This window comes from Sneathiella glossodoripedis JCM 23214, assembly GCF_000616095.1.
In the GTDB taxonomy this organism is placed as follows: Bacteria; Pseudomonadota; Alphaproteobacteria; order Sneathiellales; family Sneathiellaceae; genus Sneathiella; species Sneathiella glossodoripedis.
Genome location: NZ_BAMS01000007.1, coordinates 37343 through 59902 on the forward strand (window position 1 = coordinate 37343; position 22560 = coordinate 59902).

The 22560-nt window shown below is 45.3% G+C and carries 15 protein-coding genes and 3 pseudogenes; 11 read left to right on the forward strand and 7 right to left on the reverse strand.

Translation table 11 applies throughout. The features are described from left to right. The first annotated feature begins 81 nt into the window (after positions 1-81). Entirely contained in the window at positions 82-1929 is a 1848-nt protein-coding gene (locus tag JCM23214_RS17490) for a hypothetical protein (RefSeq protein ID WP_025900069.1), read from the forward strand. 262 nt (positions 1930-2191) lie between these two features. Continuing rightward, positions 2192-3901 (forward strand): hypothetical protein, encoded by a 1710-nt coding sequence (locus tag JCM23214_RS17495; RefSeq protein ID WP_025900070.1) that lies wholly within the window; start codon positions 2192-2194, stop codon positions 3899-3901. Positions 3902-3929: 28 nt separating this feature from the next. Here JCM23214_RS17495 and JCM23214_RS17500 read toward each other — a convergent pair whose 3' ends face one another. Together JCM23214_RS17500 and JCM23214_RS22885 are read right to left on the reverse strand one after the other, a co-directional pair. Next, positions 3930-4715: an ATP-binding protein gene (locus tag JCM23214_RS17500; RefSeq protein WP_267879435.1), complete on the reverse strand. Its 786-nt coding sequence runs from the start codon at positions 4713-4715 to the stop codon at positions 3930-3932. Between the two features lie 23 nt (positions 4716-4738). Then, a complete protein-coding gene (locus JCM23214_RS22885) occupies positions 4739-5986 on the reverse strand; it encodes a sensor histidine kinase (protein ID WP_025900072.1) in 1248 nt (415 codons plus the stop codon). A 681-nt stretch (positions 5987-6667) separates the two neighbouring features. On the opposite strand from JCM23214_RS22885, the pseudogene JCM23214_RS26875 reads away from it, so the two are divergent. The 3 genes and pseudogenes from JCM23214_RS26875 to JCM23214_RS17515 all read left to right on the forward strand — a co-directional run. Next, positions 6668-6877 (forward strand): annotated as a pseudogene (locus JCM23214_RS26875) (mechanosensitive ion channel domain-containing protein); the annotation flags it as partial. Positions 6878-6889: 12 nt separating this feature from the next. After that, positions 6890-7258, forward strand: a complete 369-nt coding sequence (locus JCM23214_RS26880; RefSeq protein WP_051548241.1) for a mechanosensitive ion channel family protein — start codon at positions 6890-6892, stop codon at positions 7256-7258. 3 nt (positions 7259-7261) lie between these two features. Then, positions 7262-8230, forward strand: coding sequence for a zinc transporter ZntB (locus JCM23214_RS17515; protein WP_025900073.1), 969 nt, complete (start codon positions 7262-7264; stop codon positions 8228-8230). Between the two features lie 143 nt (positions 8231-8373). Here JCM23214_RS17515 and JCM23214_RS17520 read toward each other — a convergent pair whose 3' ends face one another. Then, positions 8374-8661 (reverse strand): encapsulin-associated ferritin-like protein, encoded by a 288-nt coding sequence (locus tag JCM23214_RS17520; RefSeq protein WP_025900074.1) that lies wholly within the window; start codon positions 8659-8661, stop codon positions 8374-8376. A gap of 199 nt (positions 8662-8860) precedes the next feature. On the opposite strand from JCM23214_RS17520, the gene JCM23214_RS17525 reads away from it, so the two are divergent. Beyond that, positions 8861-9832, forward strand: coding sequence for a Gfo/Idh/MocA family oxidoreductase (locus JCM23214_RS17525; protein WP_025900075.1), 972 nt, complete (start codon positions 8861-8863; stop codon positions 9830-9832). Between the two features lie 81 nt (positions 9833-9913). Beyond that, positions 9914-12139 (forward strand): PAS-domain containing protein, encoded by a 2226-nt coding sequence (locus JCM23214_RS22900; protein WP_025900076.1) that lies wholly within the window; start codon positions 9914-9916, stop codon positions 12137-12139. Here JCM23214_RS22900 and JCM23214_RS17535 read toward each other — a convergent pair. Continuing rightward, a complete protein-coding gene (locus JCM23214_RS17535; protein ID WP_037493973.1) occupies positions 12119-12595 on the reverse strand; it encodes a MarR family winged helix-turn-helix transcriptional regulator in 477 nt (158 codons plus the stop codon). The genes JCM23214_RS22900 and JCM23214_RS17535 overlap by 21 nt on opposite strands. Positions 12596-12816: 221 nt before the next feature. On the opposite strand from JCM23214_RS17535, the gene JCM23214_RS17540 reads away from it, so the two are divergent. The 3 genes and pseudogenes from JCM23214_RS17540 to hppD all read left to right on the forward strand — a co-directional run bounded on the left by JCM23214_RS17540 (position 12817) and on the right by hppD (position 15905). Next, the gene (locus JCM23214_RS17540; RefSeq protein WP_025900078.1) at positions 12817-14427 is read left to right on the forward strand and encodes an FAD-dependent oxidoreductase; all 1611 of its coding nucleotides are present in this window, start codon (positions 12817-12819) and stop codon (positions 14425-14427) included. 2 nt (positions 14428-14429) lie between these two features. Further along, a complete protein-coding gene (locus JCM23214_RS17545; protein WP_025900079.1) occupies positions 14430-14639 on the forward strand; it encodes a DUF2783 domain-containing protein in 210 nt (69 codons plus the stop codon). Between the two features lie 184 nt (positions 14640-14823). Further along, positions 14824-15905: pseudogene (hppD, locus tag JCM23214_RS21675) on the forward strand (4-hydroxyphenylpyruvate dioxygenase). A gap of 88 nt (positions 15906-15993) precedes the next feature. On the opposite strand, the gene JCM23214_RS17555 reads toward hppD, so the two are convergent. Then, positions 15994-17208 (reverse strand): glycerophosphodiester phosphodiesterase family protein, encoded by a 1215-nt coding sequence (locus JCM23214_RS17555; RefSeq protein ID WP_025900080.1) that lies wholly within the window; start codon positions 17206-17208, stop codon positions 15994-15996. A gap of 217 nt (positions 17209-17425) precedes the next feature. On the opposite strand from JCM23214_RS17555, the gene JCM23214_RS17560 reads away from it, so the two are divergent. Beyond that, positions 17426-18598: a CaiB/BaiF CoA transferase family protein gene (locus JCM23214_RS17560; RefSeq protein WP_025900081.1), complete on the forward strand. Its 1173-nt coding sequence runs from the start codon at positions 17426-17428 to the stop codon at positions 18596-18598. Between the two features lie 8 nt (positions 18599-18606). Here the strand turns inward: JCM23214_RS17560 and JCM23214_RS17565 are convergent, their stop codons facing one another. Next, positions 18607-18810: a YgaP family membrane protein gene (locus JCM23214_RS17565; RefSeq protein WP_025900082.1), complete on the reverse strand. Its 204-nt coding sequence runs from the start codon at positions 18808-18810 to the stop codon at positions 18607-18609. 112 nt (positions 18811-18922) lie between these two features. After that, positions 18923-22530: pseudogene (locus tag JCM23214_RS21680) on the reverse strand (hydantoinase B/oxoprolinase family protein). Positions 22531-22560 lie beyond the last annotated feature (30 nt).

Here is a 22560-nt window from a genome sequence, read left to right on the forward strand (position 1 = left end):
TGTTTAAAACTACCATAAGTTGAAAATAACGCCTTCAACACCCATGTACACAACCTTAAGTTAATTTGAAAGGTGTGTACTATGTTTGTCGAAGATATCCATATGGAGCAAAAACTTGTTCCGTCTCTTGCACTAAAACCCGGAACTACATTTAATTTGGAGATCCTTACCGATGCGGAAAAGTCTACAAAATACTTTAAAGCACTGGAGTTGACAGCCGAGAGAATTATAGGAGGGGGTTTTCCAGAAAAAGTTAGTAACCTTGAGTTGCTGTCGCATTATCACTGTAGCAATAACGGGTTTCAGAGCGGGCTTAGTATCGTCCACCCTTTTTTGGAAGTCGGTGGGGCACTCCGGACCCAGGTTCCCTTGCCGAAGACCATGAGCGAACTTGGAATGCTGCTAAAGGTGGTGTTGCATGATTATGGTTCTGAATATCTTGAAGATTTCGCTAAATCTGGCTTGAGAGATTTTCGGCCTCGTGATGGGTTCAATGTAAAAATATCGCACAATATTGGGCTTTTGGTGTGGAATGATGCAGCATCCATGCACAGAAATAACAAAAAATTTGCAGCAGATATTGATGACGGGGATTTTTTTCAATCATTGTCTATTTTGCTGATTAGCGTCATTTATCAACGTGCGGATCTTTCTTACTATGGCAAGCGCGGTAGGTACGGGCCGGAAACGCTTAGGCGATTAATTGATGGTCATGCTTCATCTCCGACGGAGCTAAGCCCTCCGAACAAGACTATCACTACTTTTACTTACTACATTCGTAACGGTGAAAAAGAGTTCCCGGACATTGACGGAATGCCTTTCGCGGCTTTTAGCGGGGTTGTCATTCCCTCTCAATTTAACTATCAGGATGAGCAGGGCGCGTGGCTGACATGCGATGCGGAAAAACCCACCTTACAGTTGAATTATACTTTTACCGAGATCATGCCTCGAGAACTTCAAGAAAAGAATCGTGGGAAATTCAAGCATACGGAGTTTATTGTCGCGGGTTTGTTGCTGAAAGCCTCACAGTTAGAAAATGTGGCACCAGATAAGTTCTATCTAACCATACATACAGACAAATGCGCCGCCGCTAAGGGGTTTCAAAAATATATGCAAGCACTTGATGATAAGTGCGACATATACAAAGCCATTTCCAGAAAAGTGTGGACAAATGTAATCCACAACAGATTGCAAAGTTTTCGCGCGGAAATGGAATGTACTCACAAAGATTGGAAAATGCTGTTCTTCGTAGATAGGTCTACTGTTGAGGAGGGGGATCCCGGGGAAGAGGTGCCGTTTGGCTGTGATAGATTCTATCACGCGATCTACCCTGAATATTGTAGATTGATTAAAAAAAGAACGGGGCAAGAAATTAGTAAACAGTTATTGAATGGGGTAATTGATGAGAAACAAATTGGAGAATTCTGCGAAAAGCATGGGTTGCCGTTCGAAAGATTGATGGAATTGTTGCACACTAAACAGGTGGAAAGAACAAACCCCGACGGAAAAAAAGTAGAATTCAATTTTGTCGATGATGGCCGTATTTCGATCTTCTGGCTTATGAATAATCGCCATTCGGGTGAGGCGTTTGTGGATGACCTTGCGCGGATGCACAAAAAAGAACCAAAAGTGATGGCATCTCCAGAAGAAATGGCGCAGGAATTGGGCATGTTGTTAAATACAATGGCCAAGACAGGTAACACTGCCAATAGTCACTCATGGGCAGGGGAAGTGCCAAATGTTGACCTTGATGTTCCACGACTGACGGAGTTTGCTTATATTTTGACCGGTGAAGTCAAGCTTTCCTCTGCTGAAAATTCTCAAGTTCAACCGAATCCCCAGCTCACCGGCTCTCTTGGCGAGTTGCAGAAAATTCTTCGAGGGCAATTAAACTTGGCAGCAATAAGAGGCAGGGTGCTGAATGCCTGAGTGATGTCATCAATTCAGTTTGGTTGATCAGTTATTCTATTTTTGCTTGCTTGATTGGCCGTTTTCAGAGTAACGGCCAATCAGGTTTTTCCCTTCGAAATTGCACAATATAGAGTCTGACGCTTTTCTCCACTTGCTATGTCAATGAGCATCAATTTCATTAGTTAAATAGAAATTATAAACTTCAAAACAATTTATGGTTGAATAATTATGAGTTTGAAACCATATCCACAACCTTAGGTTTAATTAAGAGGTTTAGGATATGTTTGTTGAAGATACTCATGCAATACAAAAAGCGGTGAGACAGCTTGATATGCGTTTGTGCGATTTTGGTCTACAGGTTCTGGAGCGTTTTGGCGGGGAAGAGCCATATGTTAAAGCGCTAAACGAAGCCGCCGCAAAGATGATTAATTCCGGATTGCCTTACTCGGAATTGTTGGGAAAATATAATTGCGAATTCGATGAAATTATGAACGGAGTGAGTCCGATTCACCCGTTTTTGGAGATTGGCGGAGCCATCAGAATTCAGGTGCCACTTCCAAAAAGTAAAAAAGAATTAAATATCTTACTGACCCTGGTATTGCAGCGGTATGAGTGCCGTGAAAAAGCAGATTTTTTAGAAAATGGTTTCAATTCGTTTAACGGCAAGGATTGCAACCGAATTAATCTGGGCGAGAACGCTGGTTTATTTGTTTGGAATGATGCCTGTAACATGAACAATGTGAAACATCCTCAACATGATACTAATGATTGGATGGAATTTAATCAGTCACTCTTGATGGTATTGTGCAGCGTAATCTATCAACAAGCGGATTTGGATGCTTACGGTAAGCGGGGGCGTTACGGGGCAGAAACGGTTCGGCGATTGATTGACGGGCATGCCTATCAACCCGATCGCTATAATCCTGCGGATAAAACGATTTCAGCATTTATATATGATACTCGTGATGGCAAGCCTTTTGGAGTTTATAACGGCATCGTGTTTGCCCGAAATTTCTTTACCCAGATTGAGGATGGAACGTGGAAAACCTGTCAGTTGCCTGCACCGACCTTGCAATTAAATTATACTTTTCTGCAGAGTTCGCCGGATGGCGTTATTGATCCAGGTCGAAATGCAGGGCCGACAGAGATTAAACCTAGATTCACAGATAAAATTGTTGCTGCTTTGTTGATAAAAGCTTCACGCTTAACGCAATGTCCAGTCGAGGATTTCTTTATTACAATTCACACGGATAAATGTGCTGCTGCAAAGTCAGCTGAGAAATATATGCGCATAATAGAAAGCAACAAGGACTGTTATCGGGAAATATCCCGCAAGGTGTGGACAAACATCATGCATAATAGATTGAAAAAATTCAGGTCCGCAATGGAAACACCAGCATGGCCAAGTTTGTTTTTTGCTGATCTTTCAACGGTTGAAAGAGGTGACCCAGCAGAAGAGGTGCCGTTGGGAAGTGACCGGTTTTATCGTGCAATCTACCCCTCATATGTGGAACTGGTAAAAAGCCGGACGGGCCGCGTTTTGTATGACAGGCTTGTAAATGGTCGGTTTGTTGCCGAGGAATTGCATGCATATTCTCAATCAATCCGCATTGACTTGAGGCAATTAGCGAATATTGTCGAAAATTCTAAATTTAGAAATTCAAATAAACAACTTGTTCCTTTAGTTGTGGATGGGAGAATTAACGAGCACTGGCAAATGAACTCTCGCGATTCATGGAAAACTCTTGACTTGAAATGGGATGAACTGAGAATTCACGACGAGAAAAAAAGGGTCGAGCTTGGTAAATTGCTCAATAAAATGGCGAAGGATGGAAATACAGCAAACTCCAGTAGCCAGGTTTCAGAAAATCCAAACGTTGATCTTGATGTTCCAAGATTAACTGAATTTGCGTTTATCCTCACCGGTAACTTAATGATGTTAGACGGTAATAATAAATATACCGTGTCGGGCAGGCAATTCGTGATTTGACTAGTAGATTTCCTTTGATAGCTCGACTCTAGGAGTGTAACTCCTGTGCATTCTTCAGAGCAAGCATAAGTGAATTTCGTGTGGTCGGCTTCATGATGGTGCCGGCCCACTCCACCTTGGACGCCTTTAACGCCCGCTTGCTTGTTACATCTGCTGTCCATGCATAGATGGGTATGCCTTCTTTTCCGCCGGGAAGTGTTTTAATAGCTTTGGCCGCTGAAATTCCATCCAGAATCGGCATGTGCAAATCCATGAGAATAACATCTGGCGTGTTTTCTCGGGTCCAGTCTATGGCTTCCTGACCATTTCGGACTTTGTGAATTTGACAGTCCATATCAGTCAGCATTGTTTCTAACACATCGAGATTTGTCTCCACATCATCCACCGCGAGCACGTTTAGGCCAAGGTGTGAATCGAAAAGTGACCCATCTTCTCTGTCCAGTCTGGAGAGGCTTTTATGAAGTTTCGTGAGGTCTTTGAAAACAAATCGTGCTGAAAAAATACTGCCAACGCCATAGGTGCTCGTTACATTGACATCGCCGCCCATAAGTTTTGTGAGCTGCCGTGCTATAGGAAGTCCCAAGCCTGTGCCCCCAAAGTTTCGTGCAATGGAACTGTCAGATTGGGCAAAGGGGTCGAAAATATGATCAATTCGGTCAGGTTCGATACCAATACCATTGTCCTTAACAAGAATTTCAATGGCCACTTGCTCGTCGGGCAGTACGCTGGTTACGGTGTTCAAAGTAACCGTACCGCCTTTGGAAAATTTAATCGCATTGTCCAAAAGGTTGAAGATCACCTGACGCATCCTCATGGAATCGCCAAAAACCGTGTAGTTCAAATTGTCATGTTCTGCGAGCAGGGATACGTTATTCTCCGCGCCCGGACTTCGAAGGTAGAAATTATATTGCTGAATTCATCACTCAGTAAAAATGGGCTTTCTGAAAGGTCAAACTGATTGGATTCTATCTTGGCAAAATCCAACAGGTCATTGATAAGTCTAAGTAAGTCACGCCCAGCAGCCCCGATGTTCTTGGCATAATGTGCGATTTTTTCTGGATCCATCTGTTGCGAGGAAAGACCCATATCCACAAATTCCGCAAATCCGATCACAGCATTCAAAGGGGTTCGCAGTTCATGACTCATATTTGCCAGAAAATCGGATTTCGCCTTGTTCGCATCCTCCGCTTCCTGTTTGGCGGCTTTCAAGCGCTCTTCTGCGATGATTTGATCGGTGAGATCCGTGCGAATGGATACATAGCGTGTGGGTTTACCCGTTGCATCCAAAACAGGTATAATGGTGGCCCAAACCCAATAATGCCCGCCTCCTTTTTTTAAGTTTTTAATTTTCCCGTTCCAGGTGCCGCCATTGGCAATGGTTTTCCACAGTTCTTTGTACATTTCCGCGGAATGTTCACCGGATTTCAAAATTCTGTGGTTCTGGCCAATAAGCTCACGTCGTTCATAACCACTGATTTCGCAGAATTTGTCGTTCACATAGGTGATATTACCTTTAACGTCCGCGATACTGACAATGGCATGTTCATCCAATGCTGATTTTTGAAATTCAAGCTCTTTCAAGTGCTCCGATAACTGACTTTCCAAATCCTGTTTGGATTCATGTAGAGCTTCCTGAGCTTTCATAAGCTCTGTGATATCTGTATGGGCGCCGAGCACGCGAATGGGTTTGCCAGTATTATCCCTGATTACCATTCCCCGGCAACGGACCCAAACAGTAGAGCCATCAGCATGCCGATATCGAACTATTTGATCATAAGGGTGAGAGGGATCCGCCTTATGTTTTTCCAGATTTTGGATAGCAAGCTCTAAATCTTCTTTAAAAATGAGTTCCTGCCACTCACTGGCGAGATGCTTTTTTGTGTTTGGATCAAACCCAAGCAGTTTCCAGAACTCGCCGTTCATCCATTCATGTTCAGGGTTTTCCAAATCCCAATACCACAAGCCATCCAGCACCGCGTGTTCAATAAAATCGAAAATGACAGGTTCTGATTTGACGCGTTCCTGCAGTTCCGCTTCCAGATAATGGGAGTTATTTGATACTGGTTTCAGATCTATATTTGACACGCAAACACCTCATTTAAAGATCGTAATAAATACCCAAGCAGCGATTGCAGACATATAAAATGGGATGAGGGGCAACTGCTGTTCTGTTCCTAATTGCGATTCATACTTTAGTATTACGTATTTAGATCATTTAAATATTAGAAAATAATTAATATACAGATACTCCAGATAATTTATGTATCATCTGCATTTAATTCGTGGGGCGTTGTAGGCCTTAGCGTTAGAAACCATCGCATTTCCTCTTTAAAAATATTCGCAATATCAAGCGGATGCGATAAGATGCTGGTAAATAAATTTGGGGGATATTGTGAGCGCAGCTACGAAATTCTGGGCAGTTGTCTTAAAGCCGAGTGGCTGGATAGCAAAATTGCTACTGGTTATCTTTGTGATCGCTTTCTTTTCATTGGATCAGGTAGACGAATTGCGGCCCGTTAAAAAATTTCTTGAATCCGCGCTGTTGACGTTTGAATTTGGGGATACAAAAGTTTCAGCCTATTTAATCGTCAAAGGGCTTATCGCAACAGTTATCCTATTTTGGCTGACAGGGATTATCTCCGAGTTTGGAGAAACACGAATTAAGTCGATCTCCGGCATCCGCGCGAGCAACAAAGCCTCATCGTTAAAATTTTTCAGATTGCCGTTTATTTTGTCGCTTTTATATTTATCCTTGATGTTCTGGGTATCGATCTTACAGCCCTTGCCATTTTCAGTGGTGCTGTTGGTATTGGTATTGGATTTGGCCTTCAAAAAATCACCTCAAACTTTATTAGCGGTATTATTCTGCTGTTTGAAAAATCAGTGGAGGAGGGAGACCTCGTTGAACTTAGCGGGGGCACATACGGTTTCGTTCGCCAGACGGGAGCCAGATATACTCTGATCGAAAGCTTCGATGGGAAGGAAGAGATGATCCCTAATGAGGATTTTATCACCAACCGAGTAACTAACTGGACTTTTACAAATCCCAAAGGACGTGTGGAAATCCTGATTGGGGTTTCATACAATTCCGATATTGAATTTGCTAGAGAATTGATATTACAGGCTGCAACAGAAAATGAAAGATGCAGCAAAGATCCCGCACCGCAATGTTACCTTAGAGAATTTGCCGATAGTTCAGTAAATTTCCTGTTATATTTTTGGGTGGATGACGTAACGGAAGGCCGGTTTGAGCCGCAAAGTGATGTAATGAGGGCGATCTGGCGGAAATTCAAGGAACACAATATTGAAATTCCATTCCCGCAGCGGGACGTTCATATTAAAAGCAAGGATGTCTAGGTCATGGACCAAGTGCTACTCTCATACGCGTTCGATGGTAAAGGCGGTGGTCGTAAGATTGCTGGCGAAGAGATTGCTCAACAGTTGAAAGATGACCAGCTGGCGTGGGTACATCTGGAGGCCAACCATCCGGATACTCGTTCTTGGCTTGAAAAAGAACTTTCCTATCTGGACCCATTTGTGACCGAAGCGCTGCTGGCAGAAGAAACCCGCCCCAGAATGACGCAAATAGGCGATGGTGTGCTGCTAATTCTGCGGGGTGTAAATCTGAACGAAAATGCAAGTCCTGAAGATATGGTTTCAATACGGCTTTATGCTGATAATCACAGAATAATCAGCGTCCGCAAACGTCGTCTGAAAGCGGTGTGGGATCTGGCCGAGCGAATAGATGAGGGGCGGGGACCAAAAAACTGTGGAGATTTTATCGCACAGCTAGCGTCTCGGTTATTTGAACGCATGCAGCCTGTTTTAACTGAACTTGACGAAATAACGGACAATATCGAAGAGCATATTCTGGAAACCGCGGATCAGAGCTTGAGATCTCAGATTATCGATGTTCGCCGAAAAGCAATCATTTTTCGTCGTTATATGGCCCCACAGCGGGATGCCATCAGTCAGCTCGTAATTGCCGATTTGTCGTGGGTAGATGCTCAGAACAAGCGCCACCTGCAGGAAGCACTTAACCATGTTACGAGATATCTGGAAGACTTGGACGCAATTCGTGAGCGAGCGCAGGTTGTAAAGGATGAGCTTGCCAATATCTTGGCAAATAAACTCAATCACAATCTGTATGTATTATCGGTAATTGCAGCAATTTTCCTACCGCTTGGTTTTTTAACAGGTTTGTTGGGTATTAACGTTGGCGGGATCCCAGGCGCTGAAAATACAGCCTCATTCTGGATTTTCTGCGCAATATTGATAGCGCTGGTTATTGCGCAAATTCTGTTATTCAAGAAGCTCAAATGGTTTTAATATCCATTTATCCGGAACGCTTTTGTGTTTGAGTAATGCGCCGAGATATTTTGGGGTTCAAAACCGCCTATTCAGACTTCATGCTAGAGCAGTAATAGGGGTTTTGAACGGGTAGGGGCTGCATGTTTAAATCAAACTATCATTTAATCATGGTCCAGAGGTTTGTCGGTAAACAGATACTCTCTTAATTCCTTGTCGAATACTGGATCCCTGCGGCGGATCCATTCCAGCGTCATTGCGGCATGTTCTTTTTCTTCGTCGCGATTATGCTCGAGAATATTTTTCAATTCTGGATCCTTACAGGCATCAACGCGTTGATTGTACCAGTCAACCGCTTCAAGCTCTTCCATTAAAGAAATGATCGCCCGATGCATGTCTCTGGTTTCGTTTGAAAGTTCGGAAACTGGCTCATGATATCCTTCATTGGACATTTTGTTTGCTCCTCTTATTACTCACCCTATGTGCGCATATTGGAGGTAATTTCGAACAAAAGCTAGTTTCAACATCGAACTAAGCAAAATTCCACAATTCGAAATGATTGAACTGTGGGTTTTTATTTTCTTGCAGTTTGCGGGTTGCAACGGGATTATGCCGAACGGTTTACGTGTTTCCTGCTGAGAGGTTAAGAGTATGGGTTTGTCTGTGGCAATAATCGGGTTGGGTGTAATGGGGCAGCGCATGTTGACAAATATGGCAAAGCATCCGGATTTTACTCTAAAAGTTGCCTGGGATCCTGATCAGACAGCCTGTGCGAAAACGGCATCTGAATATGCGCCGATCGAGATAGAAACATCAGCGATGGCAGCTATTGAACGTGATGACGTGGATGTGATTTACATCGCCAGCCCACCGGTTTCCCATCGCACATACGCAATCGCTGCAGCAAAAGCGGGTAAGGTCGTGTTTTGCGAAAAGCCATTAGGGGTCGATATCGCCGATAGTCGTAGTCTCGTGGAAGAGGTTGAAAAATATGGCGTTCCGAATGCTGTTAATTTTCCTTTCGCGGATTCCGCGGCTATTAACCTGATTGAATCCAGATTAACCAACGGATCAATTGGGGATGTAAAAAGTGTTGATCTGAGACTTCATTTCGCGCGGTGGCCACGCGGTTGGCAACACTCTGCCTCTTGGCTTTCACAGCGGGCCGAAGGTGGATATGTACGTGAAGTTGGCTCTCACTACGTTTATTTGATCGAAAAGCTTTTTGGTAAAGCCTCGCTATTGGATGCATCCGTTAAGTATCAGGATGATCCGATTTTGTGTGAAACTCATTTTACTGCAAACCTGAAAGTAGCAGAAGATATACCAGTATCCTTGGTTGGAGGCTCCGGCGGTGTTGGTCCGGACAGGGTTGAATTCACAATATGGGGAAGCAAGAGTTCCATGCGTCTGTATGACTGGGTAAATGTTCAGTCAACGACGGGGGAGCAGTGGCAGGAGGAGCTTCAACATATTCCAGACCGGCGCGAAGATGGTTATGTTCGAATGCTGGATGCCTTCTCAAATCTATGCACGGGCAAACCAAACCAGTTGCCCCCGCTCAGGGCCGCTTTATCCGTTCAGGAAATGGTTGAAGAAATTCTTGCTCGCGAACGTCAATAACGTTTCGGTATGAATTTGTTAATTTTCACTCTCTAATGTATTCGGCATTAGAAAGTATTAATAGTGTAACGGAAGTATTAAGTGCCAGTAATCGAAGCTGATTTTTTATCGCTACTACAGTTTTCAGAAGATTTGTTTTGGAAGGCAGACAGGGCCGGACAAATTCAAACAGTCGTTAATTCTGAGAAATTCAATCCAGCGATTAAAGCAGGGGAAATAATCACCGCATTCGTTTCCTGCCGCGATGAGTCCTCTCGCGATTGGGACAGGTTTCTGGAGGCGTTTGAAAATCTGGAAAAAGCAGACGCTCTGAGAATTTACCTCACCGGGACAAGAGGCCTTATTCCCGTCGAAGCGACTTTTGCTCCAGTTTATGATGGTAAGGTCTGCGTTGGTTTCCAAGGATGTTTTCGCGATATTCGGGAATTGGTCCGATCGGAGCATCGACACCAACTGGCCGAAGATCGCTTTCAGACATTGTTTGAGGCAAGCCCTTCGCTTATTTCTATCACCAATATTTCAGACAAGATTTATGAGGACGTGAATCCGGCTTTTTGTGATTTCCACGAAAAACCCAAATCACAGTTCATCGCGCAGCAATCGCTTGGTATGTCAGACCGGGTGAAAACAAATGTTTATAAAGATACATCTGAAGCCCTGCTTCATGGTAAAAAAATTGAACCAAAGCGAGTTGAAATCATAAAAGGTGATGGCTGCTTAAGGCAGTTACTCAGTATTCCAACGTTAATTGAGTTTGAAGAAGGGCCTCGCTTAATGGTCATTTCTACAGACATCACATCGGAACTTGAGCTGCAGAAAAGCAACGGAATTTTGCGCGCTACACTCGAATCCATGCATCATGGGGTGTCCTTGTATGACGAGGATCTAGTGCTTATTCTAAGCAATAACCGCTGTCTTGATTTGCTAGACCTGCCAAAAGACATGGGTAAGGCAGGCACGCCATTTGAAGATTTTATGCGCTATAACGCTGAGCGCGGTGAATATGGGCCGGGTGATGTTGAAGAATTGGTAAGAGAGCGGGTTGAGCTCGCAAAAGAGTTTAAATCTCATCGTTTTGACAGGGTTCGTCCAGACGGGACAGTTGTTGAAGTCGAAGGTCATTATGTGCCCGGTGTTGGATTTATTTCCACTTACATGGACATAACAGAACGGGTTCAGGCAGAACAGGAAGTCAGAGAGAGCGAACGGCGCTTGAGAGAGATTGTGGACTCGCTGCCCTTTGCATTCAGCCTTTGGGATCAGGAGGGAAGACGTGTTCTAGGAAACTCTATCTGGAAAGACTGGTATCCGGAATTTTATGATTTAATGCCCGAAATAGGCGGGCATTTTAAAGATCTGGTTCGCAATTTTGTCAAATATGGTCTTGTCGATCCGATGCCAACTGACATCGAAGGCTTTGTCAACGAACGATATGAGTCGCTTTGGAAAGAAGAGCAATCTGATCAGCAGTATCAAAAATACGGTGATCGCTGGTTGCATGTCATTAACAAGGTCATGCCATCCGGATATGTGGCAACAATACGCATTGACGTAACAGATCAGAGGTTGCAGGAAGAAAAACTGCGCCAAGCTCAAAAAATGGAAGCGGTTGGGCAATTAACTGGCGGGGTTGCACACGATTTTAACAATATTCTCTCGGTAATCATGGGTAACATCGACATTATCGAAGAGTTGAATAAAGAAGCTGCCGAGCAGTGCCGCCCGCGATTGAATGCCATAAACCGTGCTGCAAACAGAGGCGCTGAGCTTACCCAACAGTTGCTCTCTTTTTCACGCAAATTGGAGCTTCGCCCGGTTGTCACAAATTTGAACGCCGTCATTGACAATATGAGCATGCTTTTACGCAGCACAATGGGTGAGAGTGTCAAGCTTGAGTTTACTCAGGACCCGGAGCTTTGGGAGTGTTTGATCGATCAGGGGCAATTGGATAATAGTCTGCTTAACCTATGCATTAATGCGCGCGATGCAATGTCGGGTGCTGGTCGTTTCTGTATGTGGACCAAGAATATTCATTTAAGGGAGAAATATTTCCCCCATGAAAATGAAGTGGTGTCTGGAGATTACGTGAAACTGACGGTTGCTGACAGTGGGTCCGGAATACAGGAGAGCCATCTAAAACAGGTTTTCGAACCCTTTTTCACCACCAAGGAAGTGGGTAAGGGGAGTGGGCTTGGGCTTAGCATGGTTTTTGGGTTTGTCCGCCAGTCCGGCGGTCATATCGCTGTTCGGAGCAAAGTGGGAGCGGGGACCCGCTTTGAAATTTTCCTACCGCGATATGTTGCCTAAGGCTTCAGCGTTCAGGCGCACTTTCTCCATCAGGGATTTGAGTTGCTCAACTTCTTTTTCACTCAATCCATCCAGCAGGTCCTGTTCCAGTTCCATTACCATTGGAATAAGTGCGAGATAAACCTTCTCCCCTTCTTCTGTTAGTCGAAGAACGGCTTTTCTCTTATCATCACCGTCGACGTCTCTTTTAAGATATCCCGTCTTTTGCAGTTTCTTGATCGCCCGGCTCACATTGACTTTGTCCATGCTGGAGCGTTCAACAATTTCACTCGCGGAAAGGATCCCGTGAGGTCCCAATACGGCCATCGTTCGCCATTCAGATACTGATAAACCAAATAATGAGCCATATAGATCCGAAACAGAACTGCTGACTGCTTTATAGTAAATTCTTACCAGGTAAGGGAAAAAAGAGGTCAGATTGAAGTCTTTTGATGACTGCTGTGTTTGGTCGGTCAATGGGCGAACCTTGAAGTTTGAGATGCTGAAGATTTTAATTACGTTTGATACTATTTTCAAGTGAGCTTTTGAAGCGCTTAATCATCGTGGAAAACAGCTACCGTTAAAAGCGTGAGACCTACTGAGATTAAAATTTCCAGCCCGGAATTTACAGTTGACTTGGTTTCAAATGTAACTAACCTGTGTAATGCTGAAAATGACTTAAACCGGTGCTGGCAAACGTGAAAAAAATTTTTGAAGAGCCGCTATACCCTTATTTGCGATCCGTTGATCAGGACGAAAATCCGCCAGTTCAAAAACCCGTAATAATTATTGGCGCGGGTCCGGTCGGGCTCACTCTTGCGATTGACCTCGCGCTTAAAGATATCCAGGTTGTTGTTCTGGACGACAATGAAAAAGTCAGTTTCGGATCACGTGCCATATGTTTTGCCAAGCGACCACTAGAGATTCTGGACCGACTGGGTGTTGGGGAGCAATGCATTGAAAAAGGAGTGACCTGGAGTAAGGGTAAGGTCTTTTTCGATGAACGTCAGGTATATGATTTTGACCTTCTTCCCGATCCTGATCACAAGCGACCTGCCTTTATTAACCTTCAACAATACTATCTGGAAACATTTCTTGTGCAGCGATTGGAAAAGCTTAAAGCGGATGGAAAACCTGTTGAAATCAGGGGCAAAAATAAAGTTACGTCAATCGATCAAAAAGATGAGTTTGTCATATTGCAGATAGACACGCCTGAAGGGGCCTATGCCATGCAAGCGCAATGGGTAGTTGCTTGTGACGGTGCTGCTTCGTCTGTTCGCTCCATGCTTGCGCTGGAATTTCAGGGACGTGTATTTGAAGATAACTTCCTAATCGCCGACGTTGTCATGGATGCCAAATTTCCAACGGAAAGATGGTTTTGGTTTGATCCGCCCTTCAATCGCGGACAGTCTGCCTTGCTGCATAAACAGCCTGACAATGTGTGGCGCATTGATCTGCAATTGGGATGGGACATTGATAAAGAGGCGGAGCTGAAACCGGAAAAAGTCAAAGCACGTGTTCAGAAGATGCTAGGTGATGACGTTAAATTCGATCTCGAGTGGGTCTCCATATATACGTTCCAATGCAGGGCAATGGAAAATTTCCGCCACAACAGGGTGATTTTTGCGGGAGACTCGGCTCATCAGGTGTCTCCATTTGGGGCGAGGGGAGCTAATAGCGGTATTGCCGATGCGGATAATCTTGCCTGGAAACTCAAACTGGTTCTGGATCAACTTGCCCCTGAAGAGTTGCTTGATAGCTACGTAGAAGAACGTGTTTTGGCAGCGCGTGAGAATATTCTCAACTCGACACGCAGCACGGATTTCATAACACCCAAATCGAAAATGAGTGGTATTTTCCGAAATGCGGTACTTGAATTGGCAGAACAGTCAGAATTTGCCCGTCCATTGGTAAATTCAGGCCGCCTGTCTGTTCCAAGCGTTTATGATAAGTGCAGTTTGACCGGGAAGGATCACCCGGATATGCCGGCAATCACTCGTCCGGGGGCGCCTGCTATTGATGCCCCAGTTGATAAAAAGTGGCTGATCGATCTTGTTGGAAATGACTTTCAACTGTTGGCGATCAACACGAAAGTACCTGACATGTTGCAAGTCAATGAAATCTGCATCAAATCCCTCATTATTGAAGCCACAGATATCGTTCGCCAACGGTATTTGGGGAACGCAAAATCAGCCGTTTATCTGTTACGACCCGATCAGCATATTATGGCACGCTGGCTTGAATTTGATGAGCAGGCGGTAATTCAGGAAATTAAACGCATCACTCGATATAGTGGGCGAGGTAACTGACAATGGGAACTCTGAACACATTTCCAAACTTGAATGATCCCGACGGTTTTTACGAAGAACTGCTCAGGCTTCATGAGGGGTTATCCGAAGAAGAGAGCACATTGGTAAATGCAAAACTGGTGCTGATTTTGGCAAATCACATCGGTGACCGTGCAGTTATTACAGAAGCACTGACACTTGCAAGGAAATCAGCGAATGTTGATCAGTTTTGAAAATAAACGGAAACGCCATATATCAACAACAGTGAAGGTATAGGGCGCGTCAATGAGGTTAATTGGACATCAACCGCTTACCGTTGGTGAGCGACTGGGAAAAACAGTGAGGGGGCTATCAGGTGCACCGCCAATGAATTGTCGTTAGCTGCAATTCTTTACTTGTTTTTTGACGGAGTCACGCATGACTGATCTATTTGAAAATTCACTTGGCCTTGACGGTTTTGAATTCGTTGAATGGGCCTCTCCAACCCCTAACGTTCTGGAACCCCTGTTTAAAAAGATGGGCTTTACCAAAATCGCTGTCCATCGATCCAAAGACGTAAGCCTGTATCGTCAGGGCGAAATCAATTTTATTATTAACAACGAAAAAGGCAGCCAAGCCTACTATTTTGCCGAGGAACACGGGCCTTCCGCTTGCGGCCTGGCATTTCGGGTTAAAGATGCTCACAAGGCCTATGCACTTGCACTGGAAAAGGGGGCTCAGCCAATTGACATTCCAACCGGGCCGATGGAGCTTCGCCTGCCTGCTGTGAAAGGAATTGGCGGTGCCCCGTTATATCTCATAGACAGATATGGCGATGAGAGTTCCATCTATGACATAGATTTTGTCTATCTGGATGGCGTGGATCGTCATCCCAAAGGTTGTGGATTTAAGGTCATTGATCATTTGACGCATAATGTATATCGCGGTCGGATGGATTATTGGGCCAGCTTTTATGAGAAGATATTCGGGTTTCGGGAAATCCGGTATTTCGATATTAAAGGCGAATATACAGGTCTGACTTCAAAAGCTATGACGTCCCCATGCGGTAAAATCAGAATTCCGCTAAACGAAGAAGCCTCTCAGGCGTTGGCCAGATTGAAGAATTTCTAATGGCTTATAATGGCGAAGGCATTCAGCACGTAGCACTATCATGTGACGATCTGATAGCTGGATGGGACTTGCTAAAAGAAAAAGGGGTGCCTTTTATGACACCGCCTCCTGATACATATTATGAAATGCTTGAGGAACGGCTTCCCGATCATGGTGAAGATGTTGAAGCATTGCAATCGCGCGGCATTTTGTTGGATGGATCCACCACTGAAGGCGATCCGCGGCTGCTTTTGCAGATTTTTTCTGAAACATTGGTTGGACCCGTCTTCTTTGAATTTATTCAGCGCAAGCGCGAAGAAGGGTTTGGCGAAGGTAACTTCAAGGCATTGTTCGAAAGTATTGAACGAGATCAGCTCAAACGTGGTGTCGTATCAGCAAAAGAAGCGTAAAATAAATTCTCTGAAATGTTTAATAAGCCCGCTCGATTTTGGCGGGCTTATTCTGTTTTCAAGGCTTTGCATAAACCCTTAGCTGCTCCTAATAGCCCATACAATTTGCATAGAAAGTCGTTGTCGCAGGCCAGTCAGAGAACACGCCGCTCACGCCCACATCCTTGGCAAGGACATGGAGCAGGTCATAAATTGCAGCGTCACTCTGGACAACAGATTTTATGCTTTTGTAATACCATCCGCCTCCATTCACCATATTGCCGGAACGCTCGATTGTCCAAGCAATAAGCTTAAGGTCTGCTTTCTTTGCTTCCTCTGCATAGGCGGAGGGGACTATCTTGCCATTTTTGGTAGTAACAAGCATCCAAAGGGGCGGTGCGATATAATTAACACCCATCTCCTTGAGTTCACTCATGGTAGGAGAGAAACTCGCGGGATCATTAGGATTTATACCGCTGCGGTATCTGCCATCAAGATAAACGGCTTGTTTTCCGAACTCAGGCTCTGCCTTTATCCAATATAAAATATCTTCCAATTGAAAGGATTGCGGCCACACGTTTGCAGGATCAACTCCAGCTTCCTTATATTCGTCTATAAGTTTCTGCGCATAGTCTTGTTGACTAAATCCGTCATATGGCATGGAAACTGCTGGCTTCTTAAGCTCAGGCGTGAATTTTACATCTAGGTTTTTGAAAAGCTCGATACTTTCTCGGTGGCTTAACACCTCTTCACCTTCCGGCGCCCCTAAATTCTGTCTCCAGGACGGCATTCCATCCAAATAATCCGAAACTGTTTGTGCTTGCTTGTTTGCCCCTTCCATTTTGCCTCTGAGACTTTTGAACTCTGCCAATGTGACATCTGTTGTCTGGCATTCTGCTGTTGCTTTCCCGGTTGAGCTGGCGCTTTCAAAAGGTTTGCTGCATTTGCTTGCCAGGGGGGTCGCAAGAATGTTGGTTGTATAATGCAAATCATCTTGCGAATGACGGCAAACCAGTTTTTTGTCTTTGGTAAAGGTGACATCGCATTCAATGATACCGGCTCCTTGCTCGGCAGCAGCAATATAGGATGCCAGCGTATGTTCAGGATACCCTCTGGCTGCGCCTCTATGCCCGATTGAGAAATCAGTTTTGTTTAACGGTTGTCCTAGGCAGGCTTTCAGTTTTTCTTTTATGGGGCTGTCTTGCAGAAGGTTAATTATTTCCGATGGTCGATTTTTGCTGTCAAACCCTGAAGCAGCAGCAATGTGGGGCTGAACAATGGAAAAAGTCAGGCAGGCGAGGGAAACAGTTATCTTTCTGAACATTTTTTTTAGCCTCTGATTAATGATAACTCACAGTAGAGAAAGGATCACGATTAATCAATATCACTTGTAGTGGGCCGAAGTTGTGGTTGTATCCTTACCAAAATCGTATCATCCGCCAACAAACATGCACAAAAGAATTTTTTTGCTGACATATGCGGTTGTTGAGATCATAATGCGCCAAAAAACGCCATAAACTCCCGCTTAAGAGGAAACAATAATGAATGATAATAAAGCCTTAGAGGGTCTTGTCGTCGCTGATTTCAGCCAGGGTGTTGCCGGACCCTATTCCGGAATGATGCTTGCGCAGGCGGGCGCGACTGTGAATAAGATTGAACCCCATGATGGAGATTGGGCCCGCACACTTGGAACGGCCTATGGGGATCACTGCGCGCATTCCGTTGTCGTTAATCTTGGGAAAAAATCAATCGCGATTGATTTGAAAAGCGAAGATGGCTTGAAGCTGGCCAAAAAAATGGCGAGTGAGGCCGATATTGTGCTGGAATCTTTTCGTCCCGGTGTGATGAAAAAATTCGGGCTGGATTACGACAGCGTTAAAAAAGAAAATGAAAAAGTCATTTATCTGTCTGTTACCGGCTTTGGCCAAGAAGGCCCCTATAGTGACCGCCCTGTAACCGATAGCGCTATTCAGGGCTACTCAGGCTGGATGTCAATTACCCGTGATGATAATGGTCTGCCAATGAAATGCGGCATGGTTGTGATCGACTTTCTGACAGGTATGTTCGCTTATCAAAGTATTCTCAAAGCAATCATTTCTCGGAGTGTGAAGGGAAAAGGCACCTATATTGATTGCAGCCTGATGCAAGCCGCCGCCGCGTTCCAGAGTGCGAAAATTGTTGAGCACCATCTGGAAGGGGGCGAGCCAAGCAAGCTTTATGTACCGGCAGCAACGATGGAAACAAGTGACGGCTATATTGGTATCGCTGTGATGCGTGAAGCCCATTACGCGTCTCTTTGCAACGTGCTTGGTCGGCCTGATCTCATTGATCATGAGGATTATAACAGTCGCGAGAAGCGGCTGAAAAATGAAGCTCCGCTAATGATTGAACTGCGTGAAGTGTTTTTGAAAAAAACAACTGCAGAATGGTCAGCACTTTTAAACGAAGCCGGTATTATCCATAGCCCAATTCATAGCTACAGTGATTATCTGCAGGATGAACAGGCTAAGGCTGTAAGTAGCTATCAATGGGTACAACAGGATGGTGTCGGACAAATTCCGTTGCCTCGCATTCCAGGCTTCGATGGGTTTGAAGAGGGAAGTAAAGGGGCTTATAGCCCACATGTTGGCGAAAACTCTGCAGAAGTTCTGCAAAGCATTGGTCTATCCTCAACTGAAATCGAAGCTTTATTGGCAAGTGGTGCTGTAAAATAGCGCCATAGCTAATCACATAATTCTCGTTTGTGGGCGTTGTTGATACCCAGCAACCGATAGACTGGACAAATCCCAACAACTCCCACAAGCAATGGAACTATTCCAATATAACCCCAATTTGTTTTTGGGCCAAAAAAAACGAGAGATAGAAGGACCAGACCGAGTATTATTCTGAATATCCGGTCTGCCGTGCTTTCATTGGTTTTGAACATATTTTCCACGCCCCCAAATTGAGTGCGTGGAGAGTATGCTAATATTCTTTAATATAAAAGATTGAATATAAAAATTCTTTCATTTATATGTGCAATCTTTAGTTGCTTCAGGTCATGCTGATCCAAACCCGCCACCGCCCGGGGTTTTGATGAGAATAGTGTCACCAGCGGCGACTTCCGTTTCATCATTGCCCTTTAAGATTTCAACTTTTCCGTCTTTACGGATAACAGAGTTTTCACCTCTGGCACCGGCACCGCCGCCCATTAAACCGTATGGATCCGTATTCCTGTGAAGCGACAGAAAGGTGATGGTCATTGGCTCAAGAAAACGCATGCGACGAATTGCACCATCGCCACCGTTGAATTTGCCCAAGCCACCGGAGCCGCGCCGAATAGAAAATTCCTCTACCCGGACTGGGAAGCGCCATTCCAGTACTTCAGGATCTGTCATGCGAGTATTCGTCATGTGACTATGCACTGCGCTTGTGCCCGGATGATCAGGGCCGGCGCCCGTGCCACCGCAAATGGTTTCGTAGTTCTGCAATCGATCATTGCCATAGAGGAAGTTGTTCATGGTACCTTGGCGGATGCAAGAACGCCCAACGCCCCATACAGGCAATCCGTTACACATTGAGAGACTTCTGTATTACCCGCGATAACAGCTGCCGGGTATTTTGGATCGAGCATGCTTCCTTCGGGTACAATAATGTTAATTGGCTTCAGGCACCCTTCATTTAACGGGATTTGATCATCCACAAGCGTTCTGAATACATACAGGACGGCTGCTTTACTAATTGCTTTTGGCGCATTGTAGTTGCCTTTATCCTGTGGTGAGGTGCCTGTAAAATCAACGGTCGCAGTTCGACTTTGTTTGTCGACCTTGATTGAAACCTTAATGACGGCACCTGTATCCAGGTGGTATTCAAAACTGCCATCTTTAAGGACGTCAAGTACACGTCTGACTGTCTCTTCGGCGTTTTCCTGAACATGCCCCATATATGCTTGTACGACATCAATTCCAAAATGATTGATCATTTTACGCAGTTCACGAATACCTGTCTCGTTGGCTGCTATTTGAGCCACCAGATCGGCAATATTCTGATCCACGTTGCGGCATGGATATTTGCCACTGGACAGCATTTTACGTGTTTCTGCTTCCCTGAAATGGCCTTCGGATACAAGCAGGAAGTTATCAATCAGGACGCCTTCTTCTTCAATATGGGTACTATCCGGAGGAGAAGAGCCCGGGGTCCTTCCGCCTATGTCTGCGTGATGCCCGCGTGAGCCCACATAGAAGATTATATTTTCTCCGTCGTCATCAAAAACGGGCGAGATAACTGTTACGTCTGGTAAATGTGTCCCTCCATTATAGGGGGCATTGAGGGCGTAGAAGTCGCCCGGTTTCATGCTTCCTGTATTCTCGCGAATTACAGCTTTGATACTTTCGCCCATAGAGCCCAAATGAACAGGCATATGCGGGGCGTTGGCAACAAGATTACCCTCGGTATCGAATATGGCGCAGGAGAAATCAAGCCGTTCCTTGATATTCACAGACTGCGAAGTATTCGACAGAGTGGCGCCCATTTGCTCGGCGATTGACATGAAAAGATTGTTGAAAACCTCCAGCATTACCGGGTCAGCTTTGGTGCCAATAGCCTCGGTTTTAGGTCTAGCAACAACTCTATCCAAAATCAGGTGCAGTCTTGGATTCAGATACGCCTGCCAGCCATCTTCAACCACGATGGTGCCTGTTTTTTCAATGATAATGGCAGGTCCTGCTATCTTTTGACCCGGCAGTAATCGATCCCGATCAAAAAGCGGTACGGTGCGCCATTCGCTATTGCTGTAAAGTTTGACGTTATCGATAGCAACGGGCTCTTGTATATCCGCGGCTAATGGATGTTCAGGGTCCTCAACGGTGTCTGTTGTTCCAATTGCTTCGACTGAAATCGCCTCGATAATCAGGTTTCTGTCTTTTGCAATGAAGCCAAAACGCTGCAAGTGAGTTTGCTCGAAAGCATCTTTCATCTCTTCAGATGTTGCCAGATCCACGAGCATCGCGGAATCTGTGCCATCGTATTTCAAATGGACTTTCACACTGTATGTGATGTGATCGGCTTCTATTCCTTGTTTGACAACTTCATTCTTTGCGTCTTCTTTCAAGGGTAGACTCAATTCTTCGCATAAGGCCTGAGCGTCACTGTTAAATTTGCGCTCAACCTGTGTTTCGCGCATGGAACGAATGTCCGCCAGACCCATGCCATAGGCAGATAAAACGCCAGAAAAAGGATGTAAGAAGACTTTTGTCATGCCCAGTGCGTCGGCCACCAGACAGGCATGCTGTCCACCGGCGCCACCGAAACAGTTCAGCGTATAACTTGTGACGTCGTAACCGCGCTGGACAGAAATTTCCTTAATGGCATTTGCCATGTTTTCAACTGCTATTCTAAGGAAACCTTCCGCGACTTCTTCTGCGGATTGTTTTTGTGCACCAGTTGTTGCTGCGATTTCTTCAGCAAGGGCGGTGAATTTTTCTAAAACGATATCGCGATCCAGTGCTTCATTTGCATTGGGACCAAAGACATGGGGGAAATAGTCAGGTTGAATTTTTCCCAGCATGACATTGCAATCTGTAACGGCAAGTGGTCCGCCGCGTCTATAGCTTGCAGGTCCGGGATTGGCGCCAGCGCTTTCCGGACCAACTCTGAACCGTGCTCCATCAAAGGTTAATAGAGAGCCTCCGCCAGCAGCCACAGTATGGATATGCATCATTGGTGCACGCATACGCACCCCTGCGACAACGGTTTCAAAGCTTCTTTCATATTCGCCGTCGAAATGAGTCACATCCGTGGACGTTCCGCCCATATCAAAGCCGATCAGCTTGTCAAAGCCGCTCATTGCGGCCGTTCTCGTCATTCCGACTACGCCGCCTGCAGGTCCAGATAGGATGGCGTCTTTGCCTTGGAAAAGATTGGCGTCCGTCAGACCGCCGTTGGATTGCATAAACATGAGCCGTGTAACACTCTTGGTGTTTGTGCCAAGCTCTTCGGCTACCTGATTGACGTAGCGACTCAAAATGGGTGAAAGATACGCATCGACAACTGTAGTGTCGCCGCGGCTGACCAGTTTCATGAGGGGGCTGGTTTTGTGGCTCACGGAAATTTGTGTAAAGCCAATTTCCTTTGCCAGTTCAGCGACCCGATTTTCATGGTCGTGGTAGCGGTATCCATGTAGAAAGGCAATAGCGACAGCCCGAATGCCATCGTCATAGGCAGCCTGAAGATTTTTGCGTGTTTTTTCTATGTTGAGAGGCTGGATAACGTTTCCATCCGCATCAATGCGCTCATCTGCTTCGATAACTCTCTCATAAAGAAGTTCTGGTAAAACGATATGACGGGCAAACAGATTTGGTCGGTTCTGATATCCGATGCGCAATGCGTCGCCAAATCCCTTTGTCGTTACATAAACCGTACGATCGCCTGCGCGTTCGAGCAGCGCGTTTGTCGCGACAGTCGTGCCCATCTTGACATAGCGCACGGTGTTTTCGGGGATGGGATCGCCAGGCTTAAGGCCCAACAGGTCACGAATGCCTTGTACTGCTGCGTCCTTGTATTGCTCCGGGTTCTCAGAGAGGAGTTTGTGAGACAACAGCGATCCATCCGGCTTTTTCGCCACAATATCCGTAAAGGTGCCACCGCGATCTACCCAGAACTGCCACATTTTATATCTCCCTTTTGGCGTTGATTCACA